The 24,236-nt window shown below is 55.6% G+C and carries 19 protein-coding genes and 5 pseudogenes; 7 read left to right on the top strand and 17 right to left on the bottom strand.

The window, feature by feature from the left end:
• Positions 1-4 precede the first annotated feature (4 nt).
• Positions 5-1,123 carry an S-(hydroxymethyl)glutathione dehydrogenase/class III alcohol dehydrogenase gene (locus tag AC1DXW_RS26405; protein ID WP_477760651.1) on the top strand — a complete coding sequence of 373 codons (1,119 nt, stop codon included), beginning with the start codon at positions 5-7 and terminating at the stop codon, positions 1,121-1,123.
• An 88-nt stretch (positions 1,124-1,211) separates the two neighbouring features.
• On the top strand, positions 1,212-1,595 hold the full coding sequence (locus tag AC1DXW_RS26400) for a VOC family protein (protein ID WP_223531549.1): 384 nt from the start codon (positions 1,212-1,214) through the stop codon (positions 1,593-1,595).
• Here the strand turns inward: AC1DXW_RS26400 and AC1DXW_RS26395 are convergent.
• The 3 genes from AC1DXW_RS26395 to AC1DXW_RS26385 all read right to left on the bottom strand — a co-directional run bounded on the left by AC1DXW_RS26395 (position 1,582) and on the right by AC1DXW_RS26385 (position 4,382).
• Complete coding sequence (locus AC1DXW_RS26395) at positions 1,582-2,091, bottom strand: DUF4102 domain-containing protein (RefSeq protein WP_223531550.1); 510 nt, start codon at positions 2,089-2,091, stop codon at positions 1,582-1,584. The two genes, AC1DXW_RS26400 and AC1DXW_RS26395, sit on opposite strands and share 14 nt — an antisense overlap.
• A gap of 1,240 nt (positions 2,092-3,331) precedes the next feature.
• On the bottom strand, positions 3,332-3,610 hold the full coding sequence (locus AC1DXW_RS26390) for a hypothetical protein (protein ID WP_223531551.1): 279 nt from the start codon (positions 3,608-3,610) through the stop codon (positions 3,332-3,334).
• A gap of 568 nt (positions 3,611-4,178) precedes the next feature.
• Positions 4,179-4,382 carry a hypothetical protein gene (locus tag AC1DXW_RS26385; RefSeq protein ID WP_477756570.1) on the bottom strand — a complete coding sequence of 68 codons (204 nt, stop codon included), beginning with the start codon at positions 4,380-4,382 and terminating at the stop codon, positions 4,179-4,181.
• Positions 4,383-4,433: 51 nt separating this feature from the next.
• Here AC1DXW_RS26385 and AC1DXW_RS26380 point away from each other — a divergent pair.
• Positions 4,434-4,620 (top strand): annotated as a pseudogene (locus AC1DXW_RS26380) (Lrp/AsnC family transcriptional regulator); the annotation flags it as partial.
• Between the two features lie 215 nt (positions 4,621-4,835).
• On the opposite strand, the gene AC1DXW_RS26375 reads toward AC1DXW_RS26380, so the two are convergent.
• The 3 genes from AC1DXW_RS26375 to AC1DXW_RS26365 all read right to left on the bottom strand — a co-directional run bounded on the left by AC1DXW_RS26375 (position 4,836) and on the right by AC1DXW_RS26365 (position 8,447).
• Positions 4,836-5,321 carry an ester cyclase gene (locus AC1DXW_RS26375; RefSeq protein WP_477760650.1) on the bottom strand — a complete coding sequence of 162 codons (486 nt, stop codon included), beginning with the start codon at positions 5,319-5,321 and terminating at the stop codon, positions 4,836-4,838.
• Between the two features lie 66 nt (positions 5,322-5,387).
• Positions 5,388-6,866, bottom strand: coding sequence for an APC family permease (locus tag AC1DXW_RS26370; protein ID WP_150727167.1), 1,479 nt, complete (start codon positions 6,864-6,866; stop codon positions 5,388-5,390).
• Between the two features lie 87 nt (positions 6,867-6,953).
• The gene (locus tag AC1DXW_RS26365) at positions 6,954-8,447 is read right to left on the bottom strand and encodes an aldehyde dehydrogenase (RefSeq protein WP_477760649.1); all 1,494 of its coding nucleotides are present in this window, start codon (positions 8,445-8,447) and stop codon (positions 6,954-6,956) included.
• A 279-nt stretch (positions 8,448-8,726) separates the two neighbouring features.
• Here AC1DXW_RS26365 and AC1DXW_RS26360 point away from each other — a divergent pair, with 279 nt between their 5' ends.
• From AC1DXW_RS26360 to AC1DXW_RS26350, 3 genes and pseudogenes are all read left to right on the top strand, one after another.
• Positions 8,727-9,458 (top strand): FadR/GntR family transcriptional regulator, encoded by a 732-nt coding sequence (locus tag AC1DXW_RS26360; RefSeq protein WP_223531849.1) that lies wholly within the window; start codon positions 8,727-8,729, stop codon positions 9,456-9,458.
• 108 nt (positions 9,459-9,566) lie between these two features.
• Entirely contained in the window at positions 9,567-10,310 is a 744-nt protein-coding gene (locus AC1DXW_RS26355; protein ID WP_223531555.1) for a PDC sensor domain-containing protein, read from the top strand.
• Positions 10,311-10,650: 340 nt separating this feature from the next.
• Positions 10,651-11,130: pseudogene (locus AC1DXW_RS26350) on the top strand (ISL3 family transposase); the annotation flags it as partial.
• A gap of 96 nt (positions 11,131-11,226) precedes the next feature.
• On the opposite strand, the gene AC1DXW_RS26345 reads toward AC1DXW_RS26350, so the two are convergent.
• From AC1DXW_RS26345 to glaH, 4 genes are all read right to left on the bottom strand, one after another.
• Positions 11,227-12,648, bottom strand: coding sequence for an aspartate aminotransferase family protein (locus AC1DXW_RS26345; RefSeq protein ID WP_223531556.1), 1,422 nt, complete (start codon positions 12,646-12,648; stop codon positions 11,227-11,229).
• 100 nt (positions 12,649-12,748) lie between these two features.
• Complete coding sequence (gene gabD / locus AC1DXW_RS26340; RefSeq protein WP_477755511.1) at positions 12,749-14,197, bottom strand: NADP-dependent succinate-semialdehyde dehydrogenase; 1,449 nt, start codon at positions 14,195-14,197, stop codon at positions 12,749-12,751.
• Between the two features lie 13 nt (positions 14,198-14,210).
• Positions 14,211-15,485, bottom strand: coding sequence for an L-2-hydroxyglutarate oxidase (gene lhgO / locus AC1DXW_RS26335; protein ID WP_477755510.1), 1,275 nt, complete (start codon positions 15,483-15,485; stop codon positions 14,211-14,213).
• 89 nt (positions 15,486-15,574) lie between these two features.
• Positions 15,575-16,552, bottom strand: a complete 978-nt coding sequence (gene glaH / locus AC1DXW_RS26330) for a glutarate dioxygenase GlaH (protein WP_056723351.1) — start codon at positions 16,550-16,552, stop codon at positions 15,575-15,577.
• Positions 16,553-16,747: 195 nt separating this feature from the next.
• Between glaH and csiR the strand changes: the two genes are divergently transcribed.
• The gene (csiR, locus tag AC1DXW_RS26325; RefSeq protein ID WP_223531903.1) at positions 16,748-17,446 is read left to right on the top strand and encodes a DNA-binding transcriptional regulator CsiR; all 699 of its coding nucleotides are present in this window, start codon (positions 16,748-16,750) and stop codon (positions 17,444-17,446) included.
• 76 nt (positions 17,447-17,522) lie between these two features.
• Here the strand turns inward: csiR and AC1DXW_RS26320 are convergent.
• From AC1DXW_RS26320 to AC1DXW_RS26290, 7 genes and pseudogenes are all read right to left on the bottom strand, one after another.
• A pseudogene (locus tag AC1DXW_RS26320) lies at positions 17,523-17,677 on the bottom strand (histidine/lysine/arginine/ornithine ABC transporter ATP-binding protein); the annotation flags it as partial.
• A 157-nt stretch (positions 17,678-17,834) separates the two neighbouring features.
• Positions 17,835-18,083 (bottom strand): annotated as a pseudogene (locus AC1DXW_RS26315) (group II intron reverse transcriptase/maturase); the annotation flags it as partial.
• A gap of 34 nt (positions 18,084-18,117) precedes the next feature.
• A complete protein-coding gene (locus tag AC1DXW_RS26310) occupies positions 18,118-18,981 on the bottom strand; it encodes a methyl-accepting chemotaxis protein (RefSeq protein ID WP_477760656.1) in 864 nt (287 codons plus the stop codon).
• Positions 18,976-19,275 (bottom strand): annotated as a pseudogene (locus AC1DXW_RS26305) (HAMP domain-containing protein); the annotation flags it as partial. The pseudogene AC1DXW_RS26305 and the gene AC1DXW_RS26310, both read right to left, overlap by 6 nt.
• 982 nt (positions 19,276-20,257) lie before the next feature.
• A complete protein-coding gene (locus AC1DXW_RS26300) occupies positions 20,258-22,720 on the bottom strand; it encodes an efflux RND transporter permease subunit (RefSeq protein ID WP_477755478.1) in 2,463 nt (820 codons plus the stop codon).
• A 4-nt stretch (positions 22,721-22,724) separates the two neighbouring features.
• Positions 22,725-23,864 carry a WD40/YVTN/BNR-like repeat-containing protein gene (locus tag AC1DXW_RS26295; protein ID WP_477760655.1) on the bottom strand — a complete coding sequence of 380 codons (1,140 nt, stop codon included), beginning with the start codon at positions 23,862-23,864 and terminating at the stop codon, positions 22,725-22,727.
• A gap of 40 nt (positions 23,865-23,904) precedes the next feature.
• On the bottom strand, positions 23,905-24,236 hold a 332-nt coding region (locus AC1DXW_RS26290), incomplete at its 5' end, for a DUF1329 domain-containing protein (RefSeq protein ID WP_477760648.1).

Genomic DNA, 24,236 nt, shown 5'->3' with positions numbered 1-24,236 from the left:
GAAAATGATCAAATCGCGAGCCGCCGTAGCCTTCGCGGCCAACCAACCCCTACAAATCGTCGAAGTCGACGTGGCACCGCCACAGGCGGGTGAAGTACTAGTGCGCATCATCGCCACCGGTGTCTGCCACACCGATGCCTTTACCCTTTCCGGAGCTGATCCGGAAGGCCTTTTTCCAACCATTCTCGGTCACGAAGGCGGCGGAATAGTCGAGGCGATTGGCGAGGGGGTTACTTCAGTTGCGGTGGGCGATCACGTGATCCCGCTTTACACCCCTGAGTGTGGCGAGTGCAAATTCTGCAAGTCCGGAAAGACCAACCTCTGCCAGAAAATCCGTGCCACTCAGGGCAAAGGCCTGATGCCTGACGGCACCAGTCGCTTCTCTTACAAGGGCCAGCCAATCTTCCACTACATGGGCACCTCGACATTCTCCGAGTACACCGTGCTACCGGAAATTTCTCTGGCCAATATTCCAAAGGAGGCACCGCTGGAAAAGGTCTGCCTGCTCGGTTGCGGCGTGACTACCGGCATAGGCGCGGTGCTCAACACTGCCAAGGTGGAAGAAGGCGCCAGCGTGGCAATCTTCGGCCTTGGCGGCATCGGCCTGGCCGCCATCATCGGCGCCACAATGGCCAAGGCTGGCCGGATCATCGCGGTCGACATCAATCCGGCCAAGTTCGAGATAGCCAGACAGCTGGGTGCTACCGACTTCATCAACCCCAAGGAATTCGATAAGCCAATTCAGGACGTAATAGTCGAGCTGACAGGGGGGGGCGTGGACTACTCCTTTGAGTGCATTGGCAACGTCAATCTGATGCGCGCGGCCCTGGAGTGCTGCCATAAGGGCTGGGGCGAGTCGGTGATTATCGGTGTCGCTGGTGCCGGCCAGGAAATCAGTACCCGTCCATTCCAACTGGTCACTGGCCGAGTCTGGCGCGGTTCGGCCTTTGGCGGTGTGAAAGGTCGTAGCGAGCTACCCAGCTATGTCGAGAAAGCGCAAAAAGGCGAAATCCCGCTGGACACCTTTATCACCCACACCATGGGACTGGAGGATATCAACAAGGCCTTCGACCTGATGCACGAAGGCAAGAGCATCCGTACCGTCATTCACTTCGATCGCTGAGTCAGCAGACCCAACGATAGTTGTCAGGGAGCACCCCTGACGTACAGCAACACCAACCCATCTCGTTTCTACCAAAGAGAACCAAAAGATGAGCGTCTTCACTCACGTCACCGTCGGCACCAATGATCTGCAAAAAGCCCGCAATTTCTACGACAGCGTACTGGGCGCGCTGGGCCACAAGCGCATCGCCGATCTGGGCGACAATGGCTCGATCTGGGGCGAGAACGCCCCTTCCTTCTTCGTTCTGAAACCAGCCAACGGCGAACCCGCCAGCGTCGGTAACGGTGTCACCGTCAGCTTCGAGGCGCCGGACCGCGCCGCCATCGACGCATTTCACGCCGCGGCCTTGACCGCCGGCGGCATCTGCGCAGGCGCCCCAGGCACCCGCGACTGGGCACCGAACGCCTATGCCGCCTACGCTCGAGACCTGGACGGTAACAAGCTGGCCGCGTACTGCTTCAAACCAGCCTAAGCGCTGCCACGAGGTCAGCCTGGCTGGCCTCGCGGAACAAGAAGCCTATGACCTTGAACGCATAGGTAGCCAAAGTGTTCTCCCACTGCTGAGCATGCTTGGCATTTTTCCAGCCCGCCCTGTGGGCAGCGATATAGTCGAGAGCAACGTCTTTGAAAGGGATTGCCTTAGCTCTTGCTGTGGCCTGAGCTATACGCTCGGCTTCTTTTTTCAACCGCTGTCGCTCCAACGCCTCATCCCGACGGGTGTGCGGATCGACGCCTGACTTGCTCAGCTTTCTGGCTGCTGCTGCTTTCTCACGAGCGTTCGCGAGACTTACTTCGGGGCTCCCGCCCAACCCCATGTCTCGGCTCTTGCCGGCAATCTTGTAGCGAAAGATCCAACTGGCGCCACCGGAACGGCCGACTTTTAAGTAGAGGCCGTCGCCATCATTGGTCATTCCAGCCAACCCGGCCCTGATTATCTTCTCTACGGCTTTTGTCGTCAGTGATGCCATTAGTCACCTCCTATTTAAAGGATGATGACTCAATCTAGATGAGTCTCAGCCCATACTCCAGCCCATACCTTGGCCCCTGGCTTTCCGTAGTCGCATGCGGAACACAAAAAACAAAAATCTTCATAAGCGACTGTTTTTAAAATTGTTTTTCGTACCAAATAGAACATCTATGGACGTCAATAAACATCAATCCACTCTCCATTGATGTAGGCACATGTTTCCAGGAGATCTGGGCGAGCAAGGTGACTCAGAGCATTTTTGGCAAGATTTTTCATGGATACCACTTGAGCATAATGTTGTTGGTACCAGTTTATTGATCTGAGACAGTGCCAAACATTAATAAACATCTGCCAAGTGGATAATTACTGCGTTTTTATATGTAACATCGATTATTTTATGCGCGTCGGTTTTTCCCAAGGTAAACATGCTTGAGACACCGCGCATTACCAGAACTGGAGGTACGATCGGGGTAAAAGGGGGACCGGCAGCAACATCCGTACTAATACAGCAATAACGTCGTCGATCTACCGCGACAACTGATCACAAAAGCGCCTGCGGCTATGCGGACGGCAATAGCGCCAGCACTATGTGTTGCGACCTATAGTTTAACTTGGGTGAGGAGTGCGCCGTTGGGCAAAGCCTATATGCTGGCCTCGGCCCCGACCTGTCGCATTTGGAGAAAAGCCTCAAACGCAAGCCGGCATGCTTGCGCCGCGCAGACCTAATTCGTGGTCTGCAAGATATCACGCTGTGTCATAACGAATTGGCGACATTGATATCGTCGAACACTCTAAAGCTGTTTGTTGAGGGTGTTGGCGCGCTATATTATCGAACATCCGAATTACGTGGCGCTGGCGTCAATGTGTGAGCAGACGCGTTTAGTCGGCGTCCAGCCCGCTACAATGACGCGCTTATCCGAGCAACTCGGCCCGAATCGTTACGACGAGCTGCGCCAACTCTATGCTGATGCCGTTCACAATAGAGATACGGGGTTTGCTGGGTCAGTTTTCGGTCAGCGGCAACAGTCCCAGCTCATCCGCGCATTGCTTATCTGCTACTTCATGGTTATTCGCTAGGTTTGTGGGACAAGGCCTGTGATGTAGCCAGCTTGCTGGGTGAGCACGATATTTTGCGCGGAGCAGGTGCGGACGTCAAAACCCGCCCTACAGCGGGCTAGTGGGGTATTACCGGTCAGATAAAGCTTTGTTTCAGTGATGCTTGACTGTGGCAAGGCTGATATTCAGTTCTTTTGTGTAGTAACGATCTGTTTTGCTGCGCCTCTATCACTGCGCCTATCACTTGATAGTCGATCACGCTCGTGCTTTTGGTGGAGGGCGAGATACTCGTCCACATCTTCCTGCGTGCGATGCTCCTGCCCCAAAAGCGACTCACTCAAGCAATTGAACCGCATTGATTCCTCGAACGTTAGGCCAGCAAATACTTCGTTGCCCTGAAGGTCCGTGCTAAGGGCTCGTATTTTTTTGAGGTATGCGCGCTGCATGTCCGTAAGTACAAGCATTTAGACCTCCTGTTAATTGGCACTGCAAAGGTGTGCCGCAATGCGCAGGGCCGAATAGATTTTGGCGATAAATATCATCCAGTTGCCCCCTAGTGATAATTCAAACTGAGTGCAGAGCTGAACACGTATTCCAGCCGGTCAAATTAAAGTGATCGCTGGTAGCGCGGGGCGCAGTTATTATTGTTCAACGCCAGATCTTGGGCTGCCGTCATTCAAACTCGGCCAGGAATGCAAATGTATCAAATTGAAGCGGGTAAGATCAGCATGGCTGACGTTACTGCCTCCAGGCTAAGCCTGGCCGAACACTTATAACCCAAGAACATTGAACGAGCTAAACATCAGGATCGACTAATGGACTAAAGACGAAATACGATGCCTTGAACGTGTCCGCAAATCAGAGACCCAACGTGCCTCAGATGTAATCTCTTTAAACATACGCAGCTACGCGAACACCGCCGAACGCTTACCCCCCCTTAAAAGGTAGCCATCGCCTGTGTATTCACCAAAGTCGATGAACGCAGCTTAGCCACAAACGGACTGGGGGATTGCGCTCCTAGATTGCCGTGAATCAAGGCTCTGGGAACGGCAATGGCACATCGGTGCCGCGGCGCACCGCAAACACGTTCAGGGTCATTGCCACCAATGCGTAGTAACCCAACACCCCGATCAACTCGACGACCGCTGGCTCGTTAAAGGTTTCGATGGCCTGCGCGTACAGCGCATCATTCACACGACGATCCTGATACGGCGCTTTGGCGACGCGGTAGACCACACGTTCGTCTTCCCGCTCAAAATCAGGCTCGGCCTGCTGTCGTAGTGCTTCAACGCCCGCGAAAGTGTTGCCCTACTCGCTCGAAAGCTTGGTATAGCTAGGACAACCGTGACCTCAAGAATAGCCCAATTGGAGAAAACGAAAGTAATTACGGGGTACGGGTGTACGCCTAGGCCAGCAGCTGATAGACGGTGGTATCCAGGCTTATGTAGGTATAACCGTACAATCGCGCGCAGGTGGAAATGAACATCTTCGCCAACAGGAATAAGCAAATCGTGCCGGACACTCTTTGAATCATCAGATGAACATGGTCAAACTCCCCATTCATCGTACATCTGGTATAAATCGCGCCACTAAATGCAAGTATGGATCGCTATTATCGACAGCACCCTGCCCAGGGTGACCTCACTGCGTAGGCAGGCCTCCCCTGACACTGCAAATTGTAATAACCCGTTACCAGCCCAGTTGCTTGTTAAAACCGAGGGCGTCGTAGTAGTCATGCTGCGTGAGAATTTTGCCGTTCTTGAGATGCATGAAACTAACACCCTTAAAGCTAAGGGGGCGCTGAGTGGCTGGGGTCTCGGCACTCCAGGGGCCGGTATTGGTGCCCTTGAACTCCCATTCAAAGGCAATGTTCTCTCCATTGACAATCGGCTCGCCGAACATTTTCCATTGCAGATCCGGCACCGCCTGCATGAACACCTGAATTACTTGGGACTTGGCGTTTTCGCGGCCAACCTGAGGTGTGCCCACCGAGGCGTCGAGAAACTCAACGTTATCAGAAAAGTACTCGGCCGTCGCATCCGCATTGTGGGCATTCCAAGCCTTCATATAGTCATGGATTACGCTGAGGGTATCGTTTTGGCCTGCCGCAAAACTTGCATGACTGGCCAGAACCAGAAACAGCCCGAACAGTAGTGAGTGGATTCGAGACGTCATAGCCTTCAACCTTATTGTTAGAAGATCAGTTTGCCTGCCACGCTTAGCGGCAGGCATTGATGTCAATTAGCGGTTTTTCCAGGCATCCGAAGCTGGGGCCTTGCCCTTTTCATAGGGACGAAACAGGGTCATGTATAGGACACCGACAAGGATGACGATGGCACCGACAAGTGCGATGCCGTAGTTCACATACCAAGGCGCATCCGGGGTACGCGGCCAGGACATATTGATGATCGCGAACATGCCGTAGCAAAGGGCAGCGATGTTCACTATCCAACCCCAACGCCCCATGGTGAACTGGCCCTTGGGTTTCCACCCACGGATACGGGCGTACAGCGCACCGCCAACAATCATCTGGAACGCCAGGTAAATACCGATGGCGGCAAAGCTCACTACCAGCGCAATAGCGTTCTGAAGGTAGAAGCCTACGCACACAATGATCGCGGGCAGCACGCCACACACCACCAGGGCTGCAGTCGGGACGTGTGTCGTAGGCGAGAGTTTTTTCAGCACATTACTGCCCATGAGCATTTCGTCTCGAGCATAGGCATAGAGCAGACGACTGGCGGATGCCTGCAAACTCAGCACGCAGGAAACGAACGAAACCGTAATGACCGCCATGACTACCCGAGAGCCCACAGGACCGAACGCGCTGCCGAATATGGTCGACATCGGGTCTTTGTCTTGCCCGGAAATGACCGCAGCCATATCTGGAACTGCAAGGATCAACGCCAGGGCCGCAAAGATCGAGGCGGCGCCGCCGATCCAGATAGTCATCCGCATCGCCTTTGGAACTTGGCGGCTAGGATTTGGGGTTTCCTCGGCAACATCGCCGCAAGCTTCAAAGCCGTAGTAGAGAAACATCCCTGCCAATGAGGCCGTGAGAAACGCAGGCCAATAGGCCCCATCAATGGAAATATCAAAAGTATTGAACAATACGCTCAAAGGCTGGTGGCGCTCGAAGATCAGCAGGTATCCACCGATCAACAAAGCCCCGACTAGTTCGCAGAGAAAACCAAACATCGCCACCCGCGCCAATAGCTTGGTACCACTGAGATTCAAGACCGTCGCCGTCGCCGTCAAAAATAGCGCGACCAACGTGTTAGTTACCGGTGATGACTCGAAACCTAGAAGGTTTGCGATATAGGGGCCAGCCCCCAGCGCGACGGCGGCAATGGTGACACACAGAGAGATGGCATAAATCCACCCGACCATCCATGCCCACTTCTTGCCAACCAGACGACGGGCCCAAGGATAGACGCCGCCGGAAATCGGGTATTGAGATACCACTTCGCAAAAAATCAGACACACCAACATCTGGCCGAACCCCACCAGCAGGTAGGACCAGAACATTGGTGGYCCGCCGGCGGCCAAGCACAGGCCGAACAAGGTGTAGACCCCTACCACCGGGGACAGATAGGTGAATCCAAGGGCAAAGTTCTGCCACAGGCTCATACTACGTTCGAAATTTGAGGTGTACCCAAGGGCGCGGAGTTGCTCCGCGTCTTGATCTACAGCTACCTTGGCGCTAATTGAGCTGTTCATTGCAACATCCTTCAAAAAGGAATTTGTTTTAATAGGCGTTGATCGGACAGTGCCATCCCATCCGTTGCGCGATTAACCAGAGTTGACTCAGAGTTGTATCCAGGTGGCCTTGATCTCCGTGTACTTATCAAAGGCATGCAGAGATTTGTCACGACCATTACCGGACTGTTTAAAGCCGCCGAACGGCGCCATCATGTCACCGCCGTCATAGAGGTTGACCCAAACACTGCCGGCACGAAGTGCGCGGGCCATGTTGTGGGCTCGAGACAGGTCAGACGTCCAGACAGCTGCGGCCAGACCGTAAGGGGTGTCATTGGCGATGCGTACCGCATCCTCTGCTTCGTCGAATTCGATGACTGACAGTACGGGACCGAATATCTCTTCCTGAGCGATTTTCATCGAATTGCTGACGTTGTCGAACAGGGTTGGCTCTACGTAACTGCCACCGGTTTCTACCTGTGCTACGCGTCCCCCGAGCAAGAGTCGCGCGCCTTGTGCTTGACCCTCTTCGATGTACTGCATCACCCCATCCAGATGACGGCCGTCAACCATTGCGCCGACGTTGGTATCAGGGTCGAGAGGATGCCCCGGCTTCCAGCCCCTCATGGCCTCGACAACCATCGGTACAAAACGCYCTTTGATCGATGCCTGCACCAGCAAACGTGAACCGGCAGTGCAAACCTCACCTTGGTTGAAGGCGATGGCTGCCGCTGCTGCTTCGGCCGCCACCTGCAGATCGGGGGCATCCGCAAACACGATGTTGGGACTTTTGCCGCCGGCCTCGAGCCAGACTCGCTTCATATTCGACTCACCCGCATAAACCAGTAACTGCTTGGCTACTTGGGTCGACCCGGTAAACGCCAAGGTATCAACATCACCGTGCAGGGCCAGCGCCTTGCCCACGGTGTGGCCATAGCCCGGCAGAACATTGAGCACACCCGCTGGAAGACCCGCCTCCAGAGCAAGCTGTGCGATGCGGATAGCCGTCAGCGGAGAACGCTCCGAGGGTTTGAGGACAACCGAGTTACCGGCAGCCAGCGCCGGCCCCAACTTCCAAGACGCCATCATCAGTGGGAAATTCCACGGCACGATAGTCGCAACCACCCCAACCGGCTCCCGGGTAACCAGCCCGAGCTGATCAACCGAGGTCGCTGCCACCTCATCGTAGATTTTGTCTATTGCCTCACCGCACCAGCGGATACTGTCAATGCTCCCCGGGAGGTCGACCGACAGCGAATCGGAAATCGGCTTGCCCATGTCCAATGTTTCCAGCAGAGCCAGCTCTTCGGAATGGGCCTGCAACAATTCGGAAAAACGCACCATCACTGCCTTGCGCATTGCAGGTGCTTGGCGTGACCAGACACCGGACTCGAACACTGACCGGGCACTGGCCACCGCCAAATTCGCATCTGCCGCATCGCAACTCGCGACCAAGGCAAGCACACGCCCGTCAATAGGACTTATGCACTCGAAGGTTGCACCTGAACTGGCYGACACATATTTGCCATTGATGAAGGCTCGCCCTTCAATGCTCAGCGCCTTGGCTCTGGCTTCCCACTCTGATCGGGTCAACTGACTCATGGTTAAAACTGCTCCTGGGTTCGGATGGATGCGATCTCAAATCGCCTTAAACATATGGAACCATATCTTTTAGCCCATGAGAACCCCAGAAAAGCGAATATGAGGCGTTTTTTTTGACTTTTTATGCGTTAAAATTCTATAATTCCCCCACGAATACGTACAAAAATAATATTAAATATGAAATAGAATTTTAAAAGAAACGCACATCCGGACGCGCTTGACGCTACATCGGACTATTGCCACAGGCGTAAAACGGCGCCGCCCATGAATGAATCAACCATGAGCCCTACTTCAAGCCTCATACGCCTTAACCAGGAAGGTAAAACGGAGTCTGTTACCCGTCGCCTGATAGAAATGATCGATCTGGGGTTGTTCACAGAAGGCGAACAGCTCCCCAATGAAAGTGCCCTGGCCACCCAACTCGGCGTCGCCACGGTTACGCTGCGGGACGCGCTTGCGGTCTTGCGCGAGCGCGGGGTTATCGAAACCCGGCGCGGACGCAGCGGCGGGAGCTTCATCTGCGCCGCGCCGCAAACCTCAGATCAGTCCCTGTTCGATCAACTACGTGAATTCAGCACGCTTGAACTGCGTGACCTCGCCGATGAACACGCTGCCATTTCAGGCGCCGCCGCCCGACTGGCGGCTCAGCGCACCGGGCCTGAGCAACATGCAAGACTGAGCAGCCTTGTCGACGCCCTGGCCAACGCTCAAGAGCGGCGAGAGCGCCGCCGAGCAGACGCCAGATTCCATATAGAAATAGCCGTGGCAGCGCAGTCTGTGCGCCTGACTCACAGCGAAGCGCGTCTGCAGGCGGAGCTTGGGGAACTGTTATGGCTGCCGTTTGCCGGCCAACCGGATCCACAGGCCATCGAGCGGGAGCATAGAGCTATCCTGGAAGCCATCGTAGCGAACGACGCCAATCTGGCCGGCGCACTGGCAGAAGCACATGTAACACGAGGCGTTCGCCGCCTAAGCACCCTACGACTACAACAAATGGCAGAAGGCGACTAATGAATGGAACGAAACTTGCTGAATTATTCGCTCGCTATGCAGCTCGGTGTCGCATACCCCGTCGACTGCAGGCACCGCATTGTCTTCTCTGAGTCATGAGGTAGAGCCATGGCTAACGAAATGTCAGCAAACGAGTTGTCCCAATGTGCCACGTTGATCAACGCTTCCATTAGTAACGTATTCAAGGGGCTCAACGATATGAGCGCCCAAGTATTGAGCATTTGGGAACATCTGTGTTGCAACACGAAGCACCCCAGCCAAGGCGACCTCAAGCCATTGCTGCCGATAATCCGACAGATCCTGAACTCGGAGAGCCTCAAGTTTCATGGCGCCGGAGTTGTCTTCGCTCCTGGTGAGCTGGAAGATCGCGAGATGCATCTGGAGTGGTGGTGCCGAACCCAAAAAGAAGAGATCCAGCCTCTGACACTGAATTTTAATAGCCGTAGCGACCGCTTTTACGATTACCTGCACATGCCTTGGTACACTCGCCCCCAGCAAACCCGGCAGCCCTCCATAGACGGCCCGTTTGTGGATTTGTACGGCACGGAGCAGTACATCGTTGCCTTCTCGGTTCCTATCTTTTTCGCAGATCGCTTCATTGGTGTGGCCGCTGCCGATATTTCTCTGCACTCCTTGGAACCCTTGCTCGTACGCAGCCTCATGCGGGTCAGTAACGAGGCGTTGTTGCTCAATGCCGAAGGTAGAGTGCTGGCGGCTAACACACCGAGTTGGCTGGCCGGTGATTTGATCCGAGGCACCCTGAGCCTGGACAAAGAACAGGGTCGCGTCCTGAGCCTTATCGACACATCGTCATATTGGAGCGTCGTGGAGCGGCCTGTCCCAAGGTTTTGATCAAGACTCCATCTTGGTTTGAAGAACCAAATCTCAACCCATTCGCTTCAGGAAGAATCCTGTCGAATGAAAGCTCCAGCCATGGATGGCTGAAGGTCGCCTCGCACTGCATTACTGAAAAGCGCCCCCCATCCAGCCGCCTTCCCGTCAGGCTATTGCACAAGAACCAACTCAACAGACTTGGCAAGGCTGTGCTCGCTCACCGCGACAATGGAAGAACACCACCTCTAGAAGGACTGTCATTTCCGTAGCCGCAGGTGGTCGCGCAGCCACTGAGGTTCTTCGCGAAGCCCCGGGGACAACAGAAACAAGAGCTTTGACGCTTCATGCCAAACTGTCGGGTCTGTCTAAAACCCGCGCCGCGATCAGGCCATTTTTCGAAGAATGGAGCCAGAAGGTTGTGCTCAAATCGAAGCCGCAGCGATGGACATGAATACAGCTTTTGACCTGGAGATTAGCCAGCATTGCCTGAAAGCGCGGGAGGTCTACGACCTTTTCCACGTGGTCATCAAATATGGCCGAGAAATGATCAATCGGGTGCGAGTCGACGAGACCAATCGACTGCATCACGACAAACCAGCCAGCCCTATAGGTTATCAAGCAAGCCCGCTGGTTACTGCTGCGCAATCCAGAGAACCTGAAGAAGCCGGAACAACAGGTTCATCTAGAGGCATTATGAGCAGGGTTCGTTGGCCGATGCACACCGGTCAATTAGAAGGAATAAATATCGAATCATGGTCATCAAGCGAATGGCGTACGGCTACCGGGACAGCAATTCTTTTTCATGAAGTTCAAGAACGTCTTTCCCGGAAATCCGTGAAGTACCATTTTTTACCCGCGAAACAAAGGTGGTGGCGCGACCAGTACCTGGGCCGCGCCGATGATCAATACATCTTTATGACGCCGAGACGCACTATCAGGAGTTGTGCGTGTAGCCTTCCCACTGATGCCACAGGCTTTGATTGACACCCAGGCCGAACCAGCGGTCCGTGTCGTCGAGTGCGCGGCTGAAAATATCGACCACGAGCTTTATTTCTTCTTTCGTGGAAATYAACGGCGGACAGAATGCGATCGAGTCTCCCATCGCCCTTGTGATCATGCCGTACTCCTGCGCACGTCCCGCCAGGTAGCGCCCCAGCTTCCCAACCGTATCCAGCGGCTCCTTTGTCCGACGATCCGCAACGAGCTCCACAGCAGCGATCAATCCACAGCCCCTGACCTCCCCTACCAACGGATGATCCGCAAATTGAGCCAGTCCGGCCTGAAGTTGCTCGCCCAACTCGCAGGCGTGCTCAACAAGATGCTCTTCTTGAATGATCTTTATGTTTTCCAGCGCAACTGCGGTCGCAACCGGGTGGCCGCTGCCGGTGAAGCCATGACCCAGAGTACCGAAGGTGTGGCTCTGATCGGCGATCCCCTCGAAGACCTTATCGTTGATCAGGACCGCCGCGATCGGTTGATACGAAGAAGATAGTTGCTTGGAAACCACCATGACATCCGGCTTGATGCCGAAGGTTTCGCAGCCAAACATCTTACCGGTACGACCAAAGCCGCAAATCACTTCATCAGCAACGACCAGCACGTCATATTTGCGGCACACGGCTTGAACCTTGTCCCAATATGTGCGCGGAGGCACGATCACGCCGCCCGCCCCCATCAGCGGTTCGCCGTAAAAAGCGGCTACGGTTTCCGGGCCCTCCCGGAGAATGACATTTTCCAGTTCGGTAGCCAGGCGATCAGCAAATTGTTCATCGGTCTCGCCAGGTTTGGCATTGCGATAGTGGTGCGGACAGGCAACGTGAAAGAAGCCGGGCAGCGGCACATCAAAACCACGTTGATTCACCTGTAGCCCGGTCAGACTGGCGCTGACAGCAGTAATGCCGTGATACGCATTGTGACGGCTAATGAACTTCTTTTTGCCAGGCTTGCCGATGGCATTGTTGCGATACCAGATCATCTTGACGACGGTGTCGTTGGCTTCAGAGCCTGAGTTAGTGAAGAAGACTTTGCTCATCGGCACCGGGGCGAGTTCGATCAGCTTCTCGGCCAATTCGATACTGGGCGTGTGAGCCTTGTGGCTGAAGAGGTGATAAAAGGGCAGTTTGCGTAGCTGTTGCTCTGCCGCCTTGATCAGGCGCTCATTACTGAAGCCAAGCGCCACACTCCAAAGACCCGACATCGCCTCGAGATAACGCTTGCCTTGGTTGTCATAGACGTAAACGCCTTCGCCACGCTCAATGATCAGCGGGCCTACTTCCTGGTGCAGTCGCGCATCCGTGTAGGGGTGCAGTTGATGCTGAACATCCTTTTCGGCGAGCGAAAGATACGAGCGATTCATGTTAAGGAACTCCGGGGAATGGCGGCCATATGGCGTTGTTACAGGCTTTGGTGGGTGTTCATCTCCACCCCTCTTGACGCTTGATGAATGTCCGCCGTGATCACACGCCGATACAGAGGTATTTGATTTCCAGGTAGTCCTCAATGCCGTACTTGGAGCCTTCACGACCCAAACCCGAGGCCTTGATGCCACCGAACGGCGCCACTTCGTTGGAGATGATCCCGGTGTTGACGCCGACAATGCCGTACTCCAGCGCCTCGCCCACACGGAACACACGGCTCAGGTCGCGTGCATAGAAATAGGAGGCCAGGCCGAACTCGGTGTCGTTCGCCATGGCGATCACATCGGCTTCATCCTTGAAGCGGAACAGCGGCGCCAGTGGGCCGAAGGTTTCTTCCTTGGCGACGGCGGCGTTGCTCGGTACATCGACCAGCACGGTCGGCTCAAAGAAGGTCCCGCCCAGGGCGTGCGGCTTGCCGCCGGCGACCACGCGAGCGCCTTTGCTCACAGCGTCTTCAATGTGTTCCTGAACCTTGGCCATGGCTTTGGCGTCGATCAGGGGGCCGGTGGTGATGCCGTTTTCCAGGCCATTACCAATGTTCAACTTGGCCACGGCCGAGGTGAGCTTGTCGACGAAGGCATCGTAGATGCCGTCCTGGATATACAGGCGGTTGGCGCAGACGCAGGTCTGGCCATTGTTGCGGTACTTGGAGATCAGCGCGCCCTCGACGGCCGCATCCAGGTCGGCGTCATCGAAGACGATGAAGGGTGCATTGCCGCCCAGTTCCAGCGACACCTTCTTGATGTCCTTGGCGCACTCGATCATCAGCTGGCGGCCGATTTCGGTGGAGCCGGTGAAGGTCAGCTTGCGCACGAGCGGGTTAGCGGTCAGCTCGCTGCCGACTTCGCCGGCACTGCCGGTGACCACGCTGAACACGCCTTTCGGAATGCCGGCGCGCTCGGCCAGCTCGGCCAAGGCCAGGGCCGAGTAAGGCGTTTGCGAGGCCGGCTTGAGGACCATGGTGCAGCCGGCGGCCAGGGCCGGACCGGCCTTGCGGGTGATCATCGCCGAAGGGAAGTTCCACGGAGTGATGGCCGCGGTAACCCCGATCGGCTGCTTGAGCACCATCAGGCGCTTGTCGACCTGGTGACCGGGGATCATGTCGCCATACACGCGCTTGGCCTCTTCGCCGAACCACTCCAGAAAGGAAGCGGCATAAGCGATTTCGCCACGGGACTCGGTTAGTGGCTTGCCTTGCTCCTGGGTCATCAGGCGGGCCAGGTCTTCCTGGTTGGCCATCATCAGGTCGAACCACTTGCGAAGCTTGTTGGCGCGCTCCTTGGCGGTCAGGGCGCGCCAGGCCGGTAGCGCCTTATCGGCGGCTTCAATGGCACGACGGGTTTCAGTCGCCCCCATCTTCGGCACGCTGCCAATGATTTCACCGGTGGCCGGGTTGTTGACCATGAGGGTCTGGCCACTGTCAGCATCTGCCCAGGCACCGTCGATATAGGCTTGCTGGCGGAACAGTTTCGGATCGTTGAGTTGCACGCGAAATTCCTCGTTAGCGGGTTGCGCCGGAAGCCGCCATCGGGGCGGTCCGAGTGGAGTTGGCGGGTTTGACAAAACTGACACCAGTGCTTGCTAGCTGCTCACGGACCTTGTCGACGATGTATGCGCCGATCGGGATGGCGGAGGTCGCTGCAGGCGACGGGGCGTTGCAGACGCTGACGCTACGGGCGGTGTTGACGAACAGGAAATCGTCGATCAACTTGCCGTCAAGCGAGACAGCCTGGGCGCGCACACCGGCCGGGTAGGCGGTGAGGTCGCTCTTGTTGATGCTCGGGCAGTACTTCTGCACTTCCTTCAGGTAGCCGCCCTTGAACAGTGAGTTTTTCATCTCGATCAGGCCGGGGCGCAGGTTCTTCATCAGCACCTTCAGAATGCCCGGGGTGGTCAGGGTTTCGAACATGTCCGACAGCGAAAAATCGGTCTTGCGATAGCCTTCGCGCTTCATCGCCAGCACTGCGTTGGGGCCGACAGTGACGGTGCCGTCGATCATGCGGGTCAGGTGCACGCCGAGAAATGGCATGGACGGATCCGGGATCGGATAGATCAGGTGGTTGACGATCTGATTATGCTGTTTGGGCAGCAGGTAATACTCGCCGCGGAACGGGCAGATGATGAAGTTGGGCTTGATCCCGAGCATGCGCACCACGCGGTCAGCCATCAGGCCCGAGCAGGTGATCAGGAAGCGCCCGTGGTGCTCCAGGGTGTCGGTTCGGACCACGACTTCATCGGGGCGCTCGTCGATGGCGACGACTTCGCTGTTGTAGCGGATCTCACCACCGGCGGCTTCGAATTCTCGGCCCATGGCCGCAGTGACCTCGGCGTAGTTCACAATGCCGCTCGAAGGCACGTAGATACCGCCCAGGCCGACGATGTTCGGCTCGCGCTCGCGCAGCTCGGCGGCCGACAGCCATGCACGCCTCAGCCCATTGGCTTCGGTCCGGTCCCACAACGCGCTCATGCGCTGCATTTCCAGCTCGTTGGTGGCCACCAGCAGCTTGCCGCACTCATCAAAAGGGATGCCGTGCTTGTCGCAGAAGGCCTTGGTGGCCTTGTTACCTTCCAGGCAGAAGCGCGCCTTCAGACTGCCCGGGGTGTAGTAGACGCCAGCATGGATTACGCCACTGTTGTGGCCGGTCTGGTGCTTGGCCGGGCCGGACTCTTTCTCCAGCAAGAGGATTTTTGCGTCCGGGTAAACCTGGGCCAGTTGCATGGCCGTGGACATACCCACAATGCCGCCACCGATGATGATGAAGTCGTACGCAGCCATTAGCTTGCACCCACCTGAATTACGTTTTTGTTGGAAGCGCGACAAGGGCCACATGAGGTGGCCCTCGTCACTTCAGCGTTTGGCAAACCTTACTGGCCGCGCTGGTACATGGTTTTTTGGTAGCTGATGTAGCCGCGCTGACGCATCAGCTCACGACGCAGGCCCGGGTGGGCGGTGAAGCGGTCACGACCGTGCAGCCAGAACATGTTGTTGACGAGCACGAAGCTTCCGACCGGCACCGGTACCGAAACCTTCTCCTGACTGCCTTCCAGGGATTCGCTCATGGCGGTCAGCCAAATGCCTTCCTCAAAGTCCTTGGGCTGCACGAACTGGTCGATGTAGCGCATCGTCGGGCGGCCTTCGGCGTCGTTGTCGAACACCGCATGGAACACGTCTTCACGCACGTTCTTGCTCGGTGGCGCGGTGAAGCGCATTTCACGGCGGGCCAGCGGATGCGTGTAGTAATGGTTCAGGTCTCCCCAATCGTCCAGGTGCAGCAGCAGGGTGTTGCCGCCCTCCATGTTCTGCTCGTCAATCTTCATCATCAGCACATAGTCAGTGCGCTCCTGAACAAATGTGCCGTCGTTGTGCAGTTCCATGACCCGGTGTGGCTGGCGCAGGTAGCTGTCGGAGTTGTCGGTGTTGACTACTGCAAAGCGCGCGTAGAACTGGCCGCTCATGGCATCGAAGTTGGAGCGACCGATCAAGTGCGCGACGGCCGAGGAAAACTTGACCATGTCATCGGCCTGGGACACTTCGTTCAACCCCTCCGGCGTGATCAGCATGCCGCCGGTGGCGCGGTCGAGAATGGTGTTGATCAACACCGGGCGCAGGGTGCCTTCGCACAGCTCGTCAAGTATCTGGCCAACCCGGAAGCGCAGGAACGATTTGTACTCCAGAGCCTGGACCGGCCATTGCGTCACCGCCTTTATGAACGCGTCGACGGTTTGCTTGGCAAATTTCAGCTCAAGCAGGCGCGGTGACTGGCTGGAAGGGGTGAGAGTGAAACCCTTGCACTCCGATGGCAGTGGCATCACAAGGTCCTGAATTTGCGTAAAGGCGTTCATGGCAGTTCCTGGGCAGAAGGTAGGGATTGGCCCCTCCAGCATCGATGCGGATCAGGCTCAGGGCAAAAATATCGCCATAAATTTAAAATGTCTACATTTTTATTTATGATCGACAAAACACCACTCCGTCTTATGTTTTTCGTATGACAGATGTTTAGGTATGATTGGACCTTGTCGTTTTCAGGAGCAGTACCTTTGGATAGCCTCACCCCCAAGCAGAACTCTGCATTCAGCGGGTATGAGCGACTCAAACAGGACATCATTCGCGGGGTCTTCAAGCCCGGAGAGAAGCTCCTCATGAGCGGGCTCAAGGAGCGTTATGACTTGGGGGTTGGCCCGCTGCGAGAGGCGCTTTCGCAATTGGTGGCCGAACATCTGGTGGTGGTGATCAGCCAGAAGGGCTACCGGGTCGCGCCCATGTCGTTGAAAGAAATGCAGGACATCTACGATGCCCGCGCCAACCTCGAGGCGATGATCGTAGGCTTGGCCATTGAGCGCGGTGACGATGCCTGGGAGGCGCAGATCCTTGCCCAGTCCCATACCCTCTCGAAAGTTATGGATGTCAAAACCCGAGAGCAGGTCTTGGATGTCTGGGACGAACGGCACAAGGCCTTCCACACGGCTATTGCCACCGGTTGTGGTTCAAAACACCTGCTACAGGCGCGTGGCTATCTGTTTGACCAGGCCGAACGCTACCGCCACCTTTGGCTGACCCAGACGGTTTTCTCCGAAGAAGCCCTGGCGTTGAAGCGCAAGGAACATGCTGCGCTGGTTGAAGCTATTCTGGCGCGCGATGCGCCACGGGCCAGCACCATGATGCGCACTCACCTGATGACGCCGGTACCGATCATCGCCGAGATAATGCTGGTGCAAGGAATGGGCAGTGCCGCGTGAGTTTGGGGTTGAACGGGGCGGCTAAAGCGAGCATACCCGCCCACTCTAGCTGAAGTATGCTTACTCATTGAGACCGCCCCTGATGAAGAAACAGCAGTTGGTTCGAGACCTTGCGGGCAAAACCCATTTCATGGGTCACCATGATCATGGTCCGACCTTCTTCTGCAAGCCCTTGGATGACTTTCTGCACTTCTCCCACACCTCAGGGTCCAGCGCCGATGTAGGCGAATCTGGGTGTCGGAATTACCCTCCTCCCCCGCATATTCTGCGACACACTTGACGCTAACAGCTTCACGATCGCAGCAATCCGATCACCATCGCTGACTTGGAAGGTATCGCCCCCGCAGTCCTCTCACACCACCGTACGTACGGTTCTGTATACGGCGGTTCAGGTTATGCGGCTAAGCCGGTTTATCGTATCCAGTATTGAGACCAGTCCAAGCTGATCCCAGAGTTTCTTCGGCAGTGCCTGATTCATATGTGGCGCTCCCGAGTTCCACCTTGGGCCCCGGCCATTGGACGCTGATGTACAGGCCCGCGCTTCGTTGAGTCCCAGACGCATCAGGTTGCGCGCCCTCGTAGAGGGCTGCTTCCATTGACGCCAGATAACGCAGCGAAGTTAGTGACGTACCCATCCAACGACGATCATCTTCCGCCTTAATCGTTAATACTTATGTGCGAAAGTGACCGACTGCTGCATTCAACTCCTGATCCACCTGCTGGAGTTCAAGCGTCAAACGCTGCAACTTCACACTTTCCTGGGCGCTTTCCTCTGCCACCTCGCGCACCCGAACTATGTTCTGGCTAGCCTGTTCCGCCAAAACTCGTTGTTGCTCCGCTGCCCCTGAGATTTGTTTGTTCATCTGCTCAATGCTCAATACGGCGCGAGTAATCCGTGTCAGCGCCTGAGATGCCTGACCAGCAAGGATCACTGCTTCCCCTGTCAGTGCATGACTACCCTGTAACCGTTCAGTTGCCTGCTGGGCGACCCCACGCAGGCGACTGATCAGGTCTTCGATTTCGGCAGTAGAACGCTGTGTGCGGCGTGCCAAGCCACGCACCTCGTCAGCTACTACCGCGAATCCGCGACCATGCTCACCTGCTCGCGCTGCTTCTATGGCCGCATTTAACGCCAGTAAATTAGTCTGTTCTGCTACAGCTTTAATCACGTCAAGCACGCCGCCAATAGCGGTACTTTCTGCCAGCAACGATTGCATAGCATCAGCGCAGCCGGTCATTTCTAAAGCAAGTTGGTCGATCTTGGAGCCCGCTTGGCGTGCTAAATCGTCACCTTCGCGCGCCTGGTCATCAGCAAGAGCTACTGCAGCACTAGCGTCCTTAACGTTACGTGCGACTTCGCTGGCCATCGCAGTCATCTGTTGCATGGCGGTAGCGGCGATTTCAGTCTCCTGTCGTTGTCTCTCAACTCCCCGGCTGCTGCGCTGAATGACTTCTGCCAGGCTCCCTGCCGTTCCATTGAGCAGGCCTACCCCGGTACCAATTCGACCAACCAAGCCTCTCAGACTACCTAGCATGCTATTGACCGTGTCCAATAGCTGCCCAAGTTCATCGTGGCGGCCGCTACCACCGTCAAGCGCACAACTCAGGTCACCAGCAGCAACCTGTTGAGCCAGATGTACAGCCCGACGCAAGGGCTGCAGTATCAACTGACGTATTAATAGACTGGCGCCAATACCCAACGCTAACGCCAGTAGGCAAATAAGGCCTAGCTGACTGAATGCGTTGCGACTATCGCGTTGAATCGCCTGGCTCTGAAATTGGTTGGCCTTCTCTAACAACTCGCTGACTTGCTGGGTTTGCGTGTTCATCGCTTCGCTACTAAGAGCGCTTTGCTTGCGGCTGGCAACGAACTGTTCGAAGGCTTTCCGATAATCTCCCAAAGCATTACTTGCAGCCTGCAGCGAAACCTTTTCCTGATCATCGAGATTGAGCACCTGCATTGAAGACAGCAGGTCGCTCATGCTCATCTCCCAATCGCTACGGAAGCGCTCCTCACCATCCAACGAATAATAAAGCTCGCTGTCACGGAGCTTGGCCAGCTTGTCACGCAGAGCGGTGGTCTGCTCCAGCAACAACAGTTTCCCACTGCCTAGAGGGGTTCCTTGTTCTTGTTGCGCGCTCAATGCATCCAACTGGTCGAGAAATACCAAGGTGAAGCTCTCACCCGCCGTCTGCGCGAGTGTTTGCATGCGTAAACGAGCCTCTCGTGCTCGCTGGAGAGACTCGGCATAACTTAGGAATTGTTTTAAATAGTCGCTGGACGCATCCCGCATCGCGATCTCAGCGTTGTTTTTTTGGGGGAGATCATCAAAATGGCGAATGAGTTGGTCGACTGCACCTCGCACTTGATCCTGTGCCAGAGGAGAAAGATTCAGCGCATATTCTTTTTCCGCGATACGAGCCTGCAGGATCAACGTTTGAATCCAGTCCTCGGTACGAAGTTGTTCACCGCGAACTCCCAACAGACTCAAAGAATGGAAGGCGGCAATTCCCACCGCGAGGGTGAATAGCAGCACCAAGCCAAAACCGATCGACAACTTGGCTCCCACCGAGAGATTACCCAGTAGCCGGCTCACCAAAGACATACCCATCTCCTCTTCATGCTAGTGGTGGTGCACCCGGGAACAGGAAAATATGCCCACTGACGGAGCCACTACTGCGTTGCCGACGGAGGCAGCGTCACTGGCGGGATAAACCTGAACCAGGTCCAGGATTAGCCGGGCGCTACATTCCGCCACCGCAGTTGTTGTGAAAGCCCTTGATCAACCGTAATACGCCGTGGCGCGCCGATCAGGAGTTGGCGCTGTGCAGACGCAGTGGATGACCTGAAGTGGGTTGTTCACTCAACGCCACCGGGTTGGCCACCTTGCTGCTGGAAGCATCGCTGCGGGGTATGGAAGGCAAAAGAAAGTAAGCCAGTGCCGGCAGCAGTAGAAGAGCCCCCACCATGTTCCAGACAAACATGAACGCCAGGAGCACACCCATGTCAGCCTGGAATTTGATGGGGGAAAATATCCAGGTACCAACACCTATCGCCAAGGTTATCCCTGTGAGCATTACAACCTTGCCCGTAGAGACCAAGGCGCGGTAATACGCTTCGGAAAGGCTTTTACCTTCGCGCAAGAAACCCAGCATGATGGTCATTACATACAGCGCGTAATCAACCCCGATACCTACGCCTAGAGCGATTACCGGCAAGGTCGCCACTTTCACACCAATACCTAACCCGACCATCAATGCCTCACACAGTATCGACGTGAGCATGAGCGGGATTACGGCACATACGGTAGCTCGCCAGGACCTGAAGGTGATGAGGCAAAGCAAAATAACTGCGCCATACACCCAGAACAGCATCTCGCGATTGGCCTCTTTGACCACAATGTTCGTCGCCGCCTCAATTCCCGCATTACCGGCGGCAAGCTGGAATTTGACCTCATCGGTGTCATTAGCCGCTGCAAAAGCTTCAACGTGATTAACCAGGCGCGAAAGGGTTTCGGCCTTATGGTCTTTGAGAAAGACGTAAAGCGTCAGCAGGCTGCAGGACTCGTTGTAAAGTCCACGTGGGGCGCTGGCGGTAATCATGTTGAGCATCGCCTGGTTATTTTGCAGCTCGTACCACTTCGAGTTGCCCTCAGACAGTCCCACCAACATACGACGATTTAGCAAAGCCATGGAGTTCGTTGAGTCTACCCCGGGTAGACTACGCAACTGCCAATCCAAATCATCGACCTTACGCAAGATATCGTAGCGCGAGCAGGCACCCTTAGGCGTCTTCACCATAATGGCGAATAAGTCACTACTGGCTCCATAGCTGCGCGTCATGAAGGCATCATCCAGGTTATAACGCGAGTCCGGACGTAACTCTGGCGCACCAGCATCCAGATCGCCAATTGCCAGATGCAAGCTGACCATAAAGCCCAGCACAGCCGCCACTGAGCTGACACCTACGCTGATCAATGCCCATGGCTTGCGAGTAAAAAGGTCAAGGAATCGCCAAAAAATGTGCCGCGCTTGACCACTCTGCTCTGCCCGTTCGCTCTTGAGGCTCCGTTCGGCCGCGCGGAGATGAACGCCGACATAGGAGAGCAGGACTGGTAGCAGAATGAGGTTAGTGAAAATCAGCACGGCAACGCCGATGCTAGCGATAATGGCCAAGTCTTGAATGACTTTGATCTGAATGATCATTAGCACGGCAAAACCCACCGCATCACAAAGCAGCGCAGTCAGCCCGGCGAGAAACAGGCGACGAAACGTAAAACGCGCGGCAACCACTCGGTGCATGCCACGACCAATATCCTGCATGATGCCGTTCATTTTCTGGGCGCCATGACTCATGCCGATGGCAAACACAAGAAAGGGCACCAGGACCGAATAGGGGTCAAGCTCATACCCCAGTAACGGCAGCAATCCAAGCTGCCAGACAACTGCCACCAGCGAGCAAAACACGACCAAAAGTGTGCTCCGCAGGCAGCGGGTATAGCCATAGAGCACCGCTGTTGTGATAGCAATGGCAGCGGCAAAGAACAGCATGATCTGCCCCAGTCCATCAATCAGGTCCCCAACCTTCTTTGCGAATCCCGTGATGTGAATGTCGACACTGTCACTTTGATACTCGGCGCGAAGCGCTTCCAACTGAGCAGACAGTTTGGCGTAATCGAGAGGGTGGCCATCCGGAGTGCGTGACAGCAAAGGAATGGAAATGATGCTGGACCGCTGGTCGAAGGCTACCAATTGGCCTATCTCGTTGGACAACTGCACATTGCTGCGCAACTCAGCGAGTGATGCGGGGCTGCCGTCGTACTTGTCAGGAATGACCGGCCCACCATCGAGCCCATCCTCCGTCACCGAAACCCAGCGTGTGGCAGGCGTCCATAGCGACTTCATGTAAATGCGGTCCACGCCTGGCAGCAAAAAGATACGATCGTTCATGGACTGCAAAGTACGCAGGTAATCAGTGTCGTAGATGTCCCCCTTCTTGTTGGCAACAGCGATACGCACCGTATTACCGAGTCCAGAGAGCTCCTTTTGATTGGATAGATAATTGGCAATATAGGGATGCCCAGTAGGGATCATCTTCTCGAAACTAGCGTTCAATCCTAGTCGAGTGGATTGCCAGCCGAGCAGGACCGTCATCAGCAGACATAGCAGAAGCACCCAGTGGCGATGGTTGAATAGAGCACGCTCAACCAAGGTCCCTGAGCTCGGATCAAATACGCCTGACTCAGGCAGGGAAGGATGACGAGCGGAATTCATATGCTCACTCCGAAGCTTCAGTGGCGGGATGTGAAAAACGTGACAAACCAGCAAAACCGGAAGTAATCAGACTGCCGTCGACTGCCTCAACAATGCTGCTCACGGGAGTTCCCAGCGGTTTGCCCACTGGGTCAAGCGCTAAACCATTTGAGGCGACGCTACTGAACAAATCACCCGTTTGATTGGCTAGCAATACGCTTCCATCGGGCAACCGAGTGGAGCTACTGATTGAGTTCGGCCGGGAGACCCTCAATTGATGAAAGCTGGCGCCATCATCTGATGACAAATAGKCATGACCTTTAAGGCCCGCGACCAGCAGAGCTCCGTCACCCCGTACATTGGCGGTGAAGAAACTACCGTTATATGGGCTTGGTAACTGTGCGAAAGACTCTCCGTCATCAGTTGAACGAGCCACATAACCTTGCTCACCGACAAGGAACCAAAGGTGGTCTTTGCGAGCGATCGCGTAGATGTGCACAAGCGACGGATTTTCGATGCGTCCAATCAGCGACTGCCATGTTGCCCCTCCATCCTGAGTAGAAAACACCATTCCGTAGGAGCCCGCGACAAGGCCGCGCTTGGCGTCAAGAAAGTGCAGCGCCAGGAATGGTTTATCAGGCCCATCCGCTACCAGGCGTTCGGCATTGGAGATGCGCATATCAACCGCGTCGGCATCGACTGCACTGGCCTTGTTATCTTGAGCAGTCTGCAACTCAATCTCTGCAGCCTGTATACCCGTAAGCTGGAGGCTCCAGCGCTCGCCACCGTCGACAGTGGCCAACACCGTGCCAGCGTGTCCGACTGCCCAGCCATGCATAGCGTCCACGAATTGAACCGCAACCAGACTAACTGAGACCGGAACTTGCACCTGCCGCCAGGACTGGCCGTTGTCATCGGACAGTACGATGACGCCCCTTTCACCAACGGCAATCAGTCGATCACCGGCACGTGCCAAATCAATCAGAACAGCATGAGCGGGTGTGGCTATTTGCATGGCCGGTGAGCTCAGGGCAGAGCCAACAGCCCCGCCTTCAGCACAAGCCAGCGAAGCTAAAGCAGACAAAGCCAAAGCTAATGCCAAGGCACTTAAACGACTGTTTATTATCATTTTTATTATCTCTAGAATCGCGTGTTGCAAAAGCACCAACAAAGAGATTGTCGGTGCTTTTCAGAGAGGCTTAGCGTTAACGCACACCCTGCCCTGCCATGACTGTTGGCGAAAAATCAGACTTCTTAAAGCGATCGACAATCCCCCATTGCGAGGGTTGCCCAGTGAGCAGGTCAAGTACAAACCAAGTACCGGACGTAAAGTCATAGAACCCCGACGACACAGAAGCCAGGGCAGGAATATCTGGCATGACAGCCGGTAGCGCCCACAGTGTTTTCGCCAGTTGACCACTTGCATCCCAACGATCACCCAGCAGCGCTTGCCAGGTATCTTCATCCAGGTAGTAACGGCTTTTAACCATTTGATGCCGCTCGCCAGGCTTTAGATTAGCCTCAACGACCCACACAC

Source organism: Pseudomonas sp. P4_C4 (genome assembly GCF_056402055.1).
This window is presented reverse-complemented; position numbering and strand designations above follow the sequence as displayed.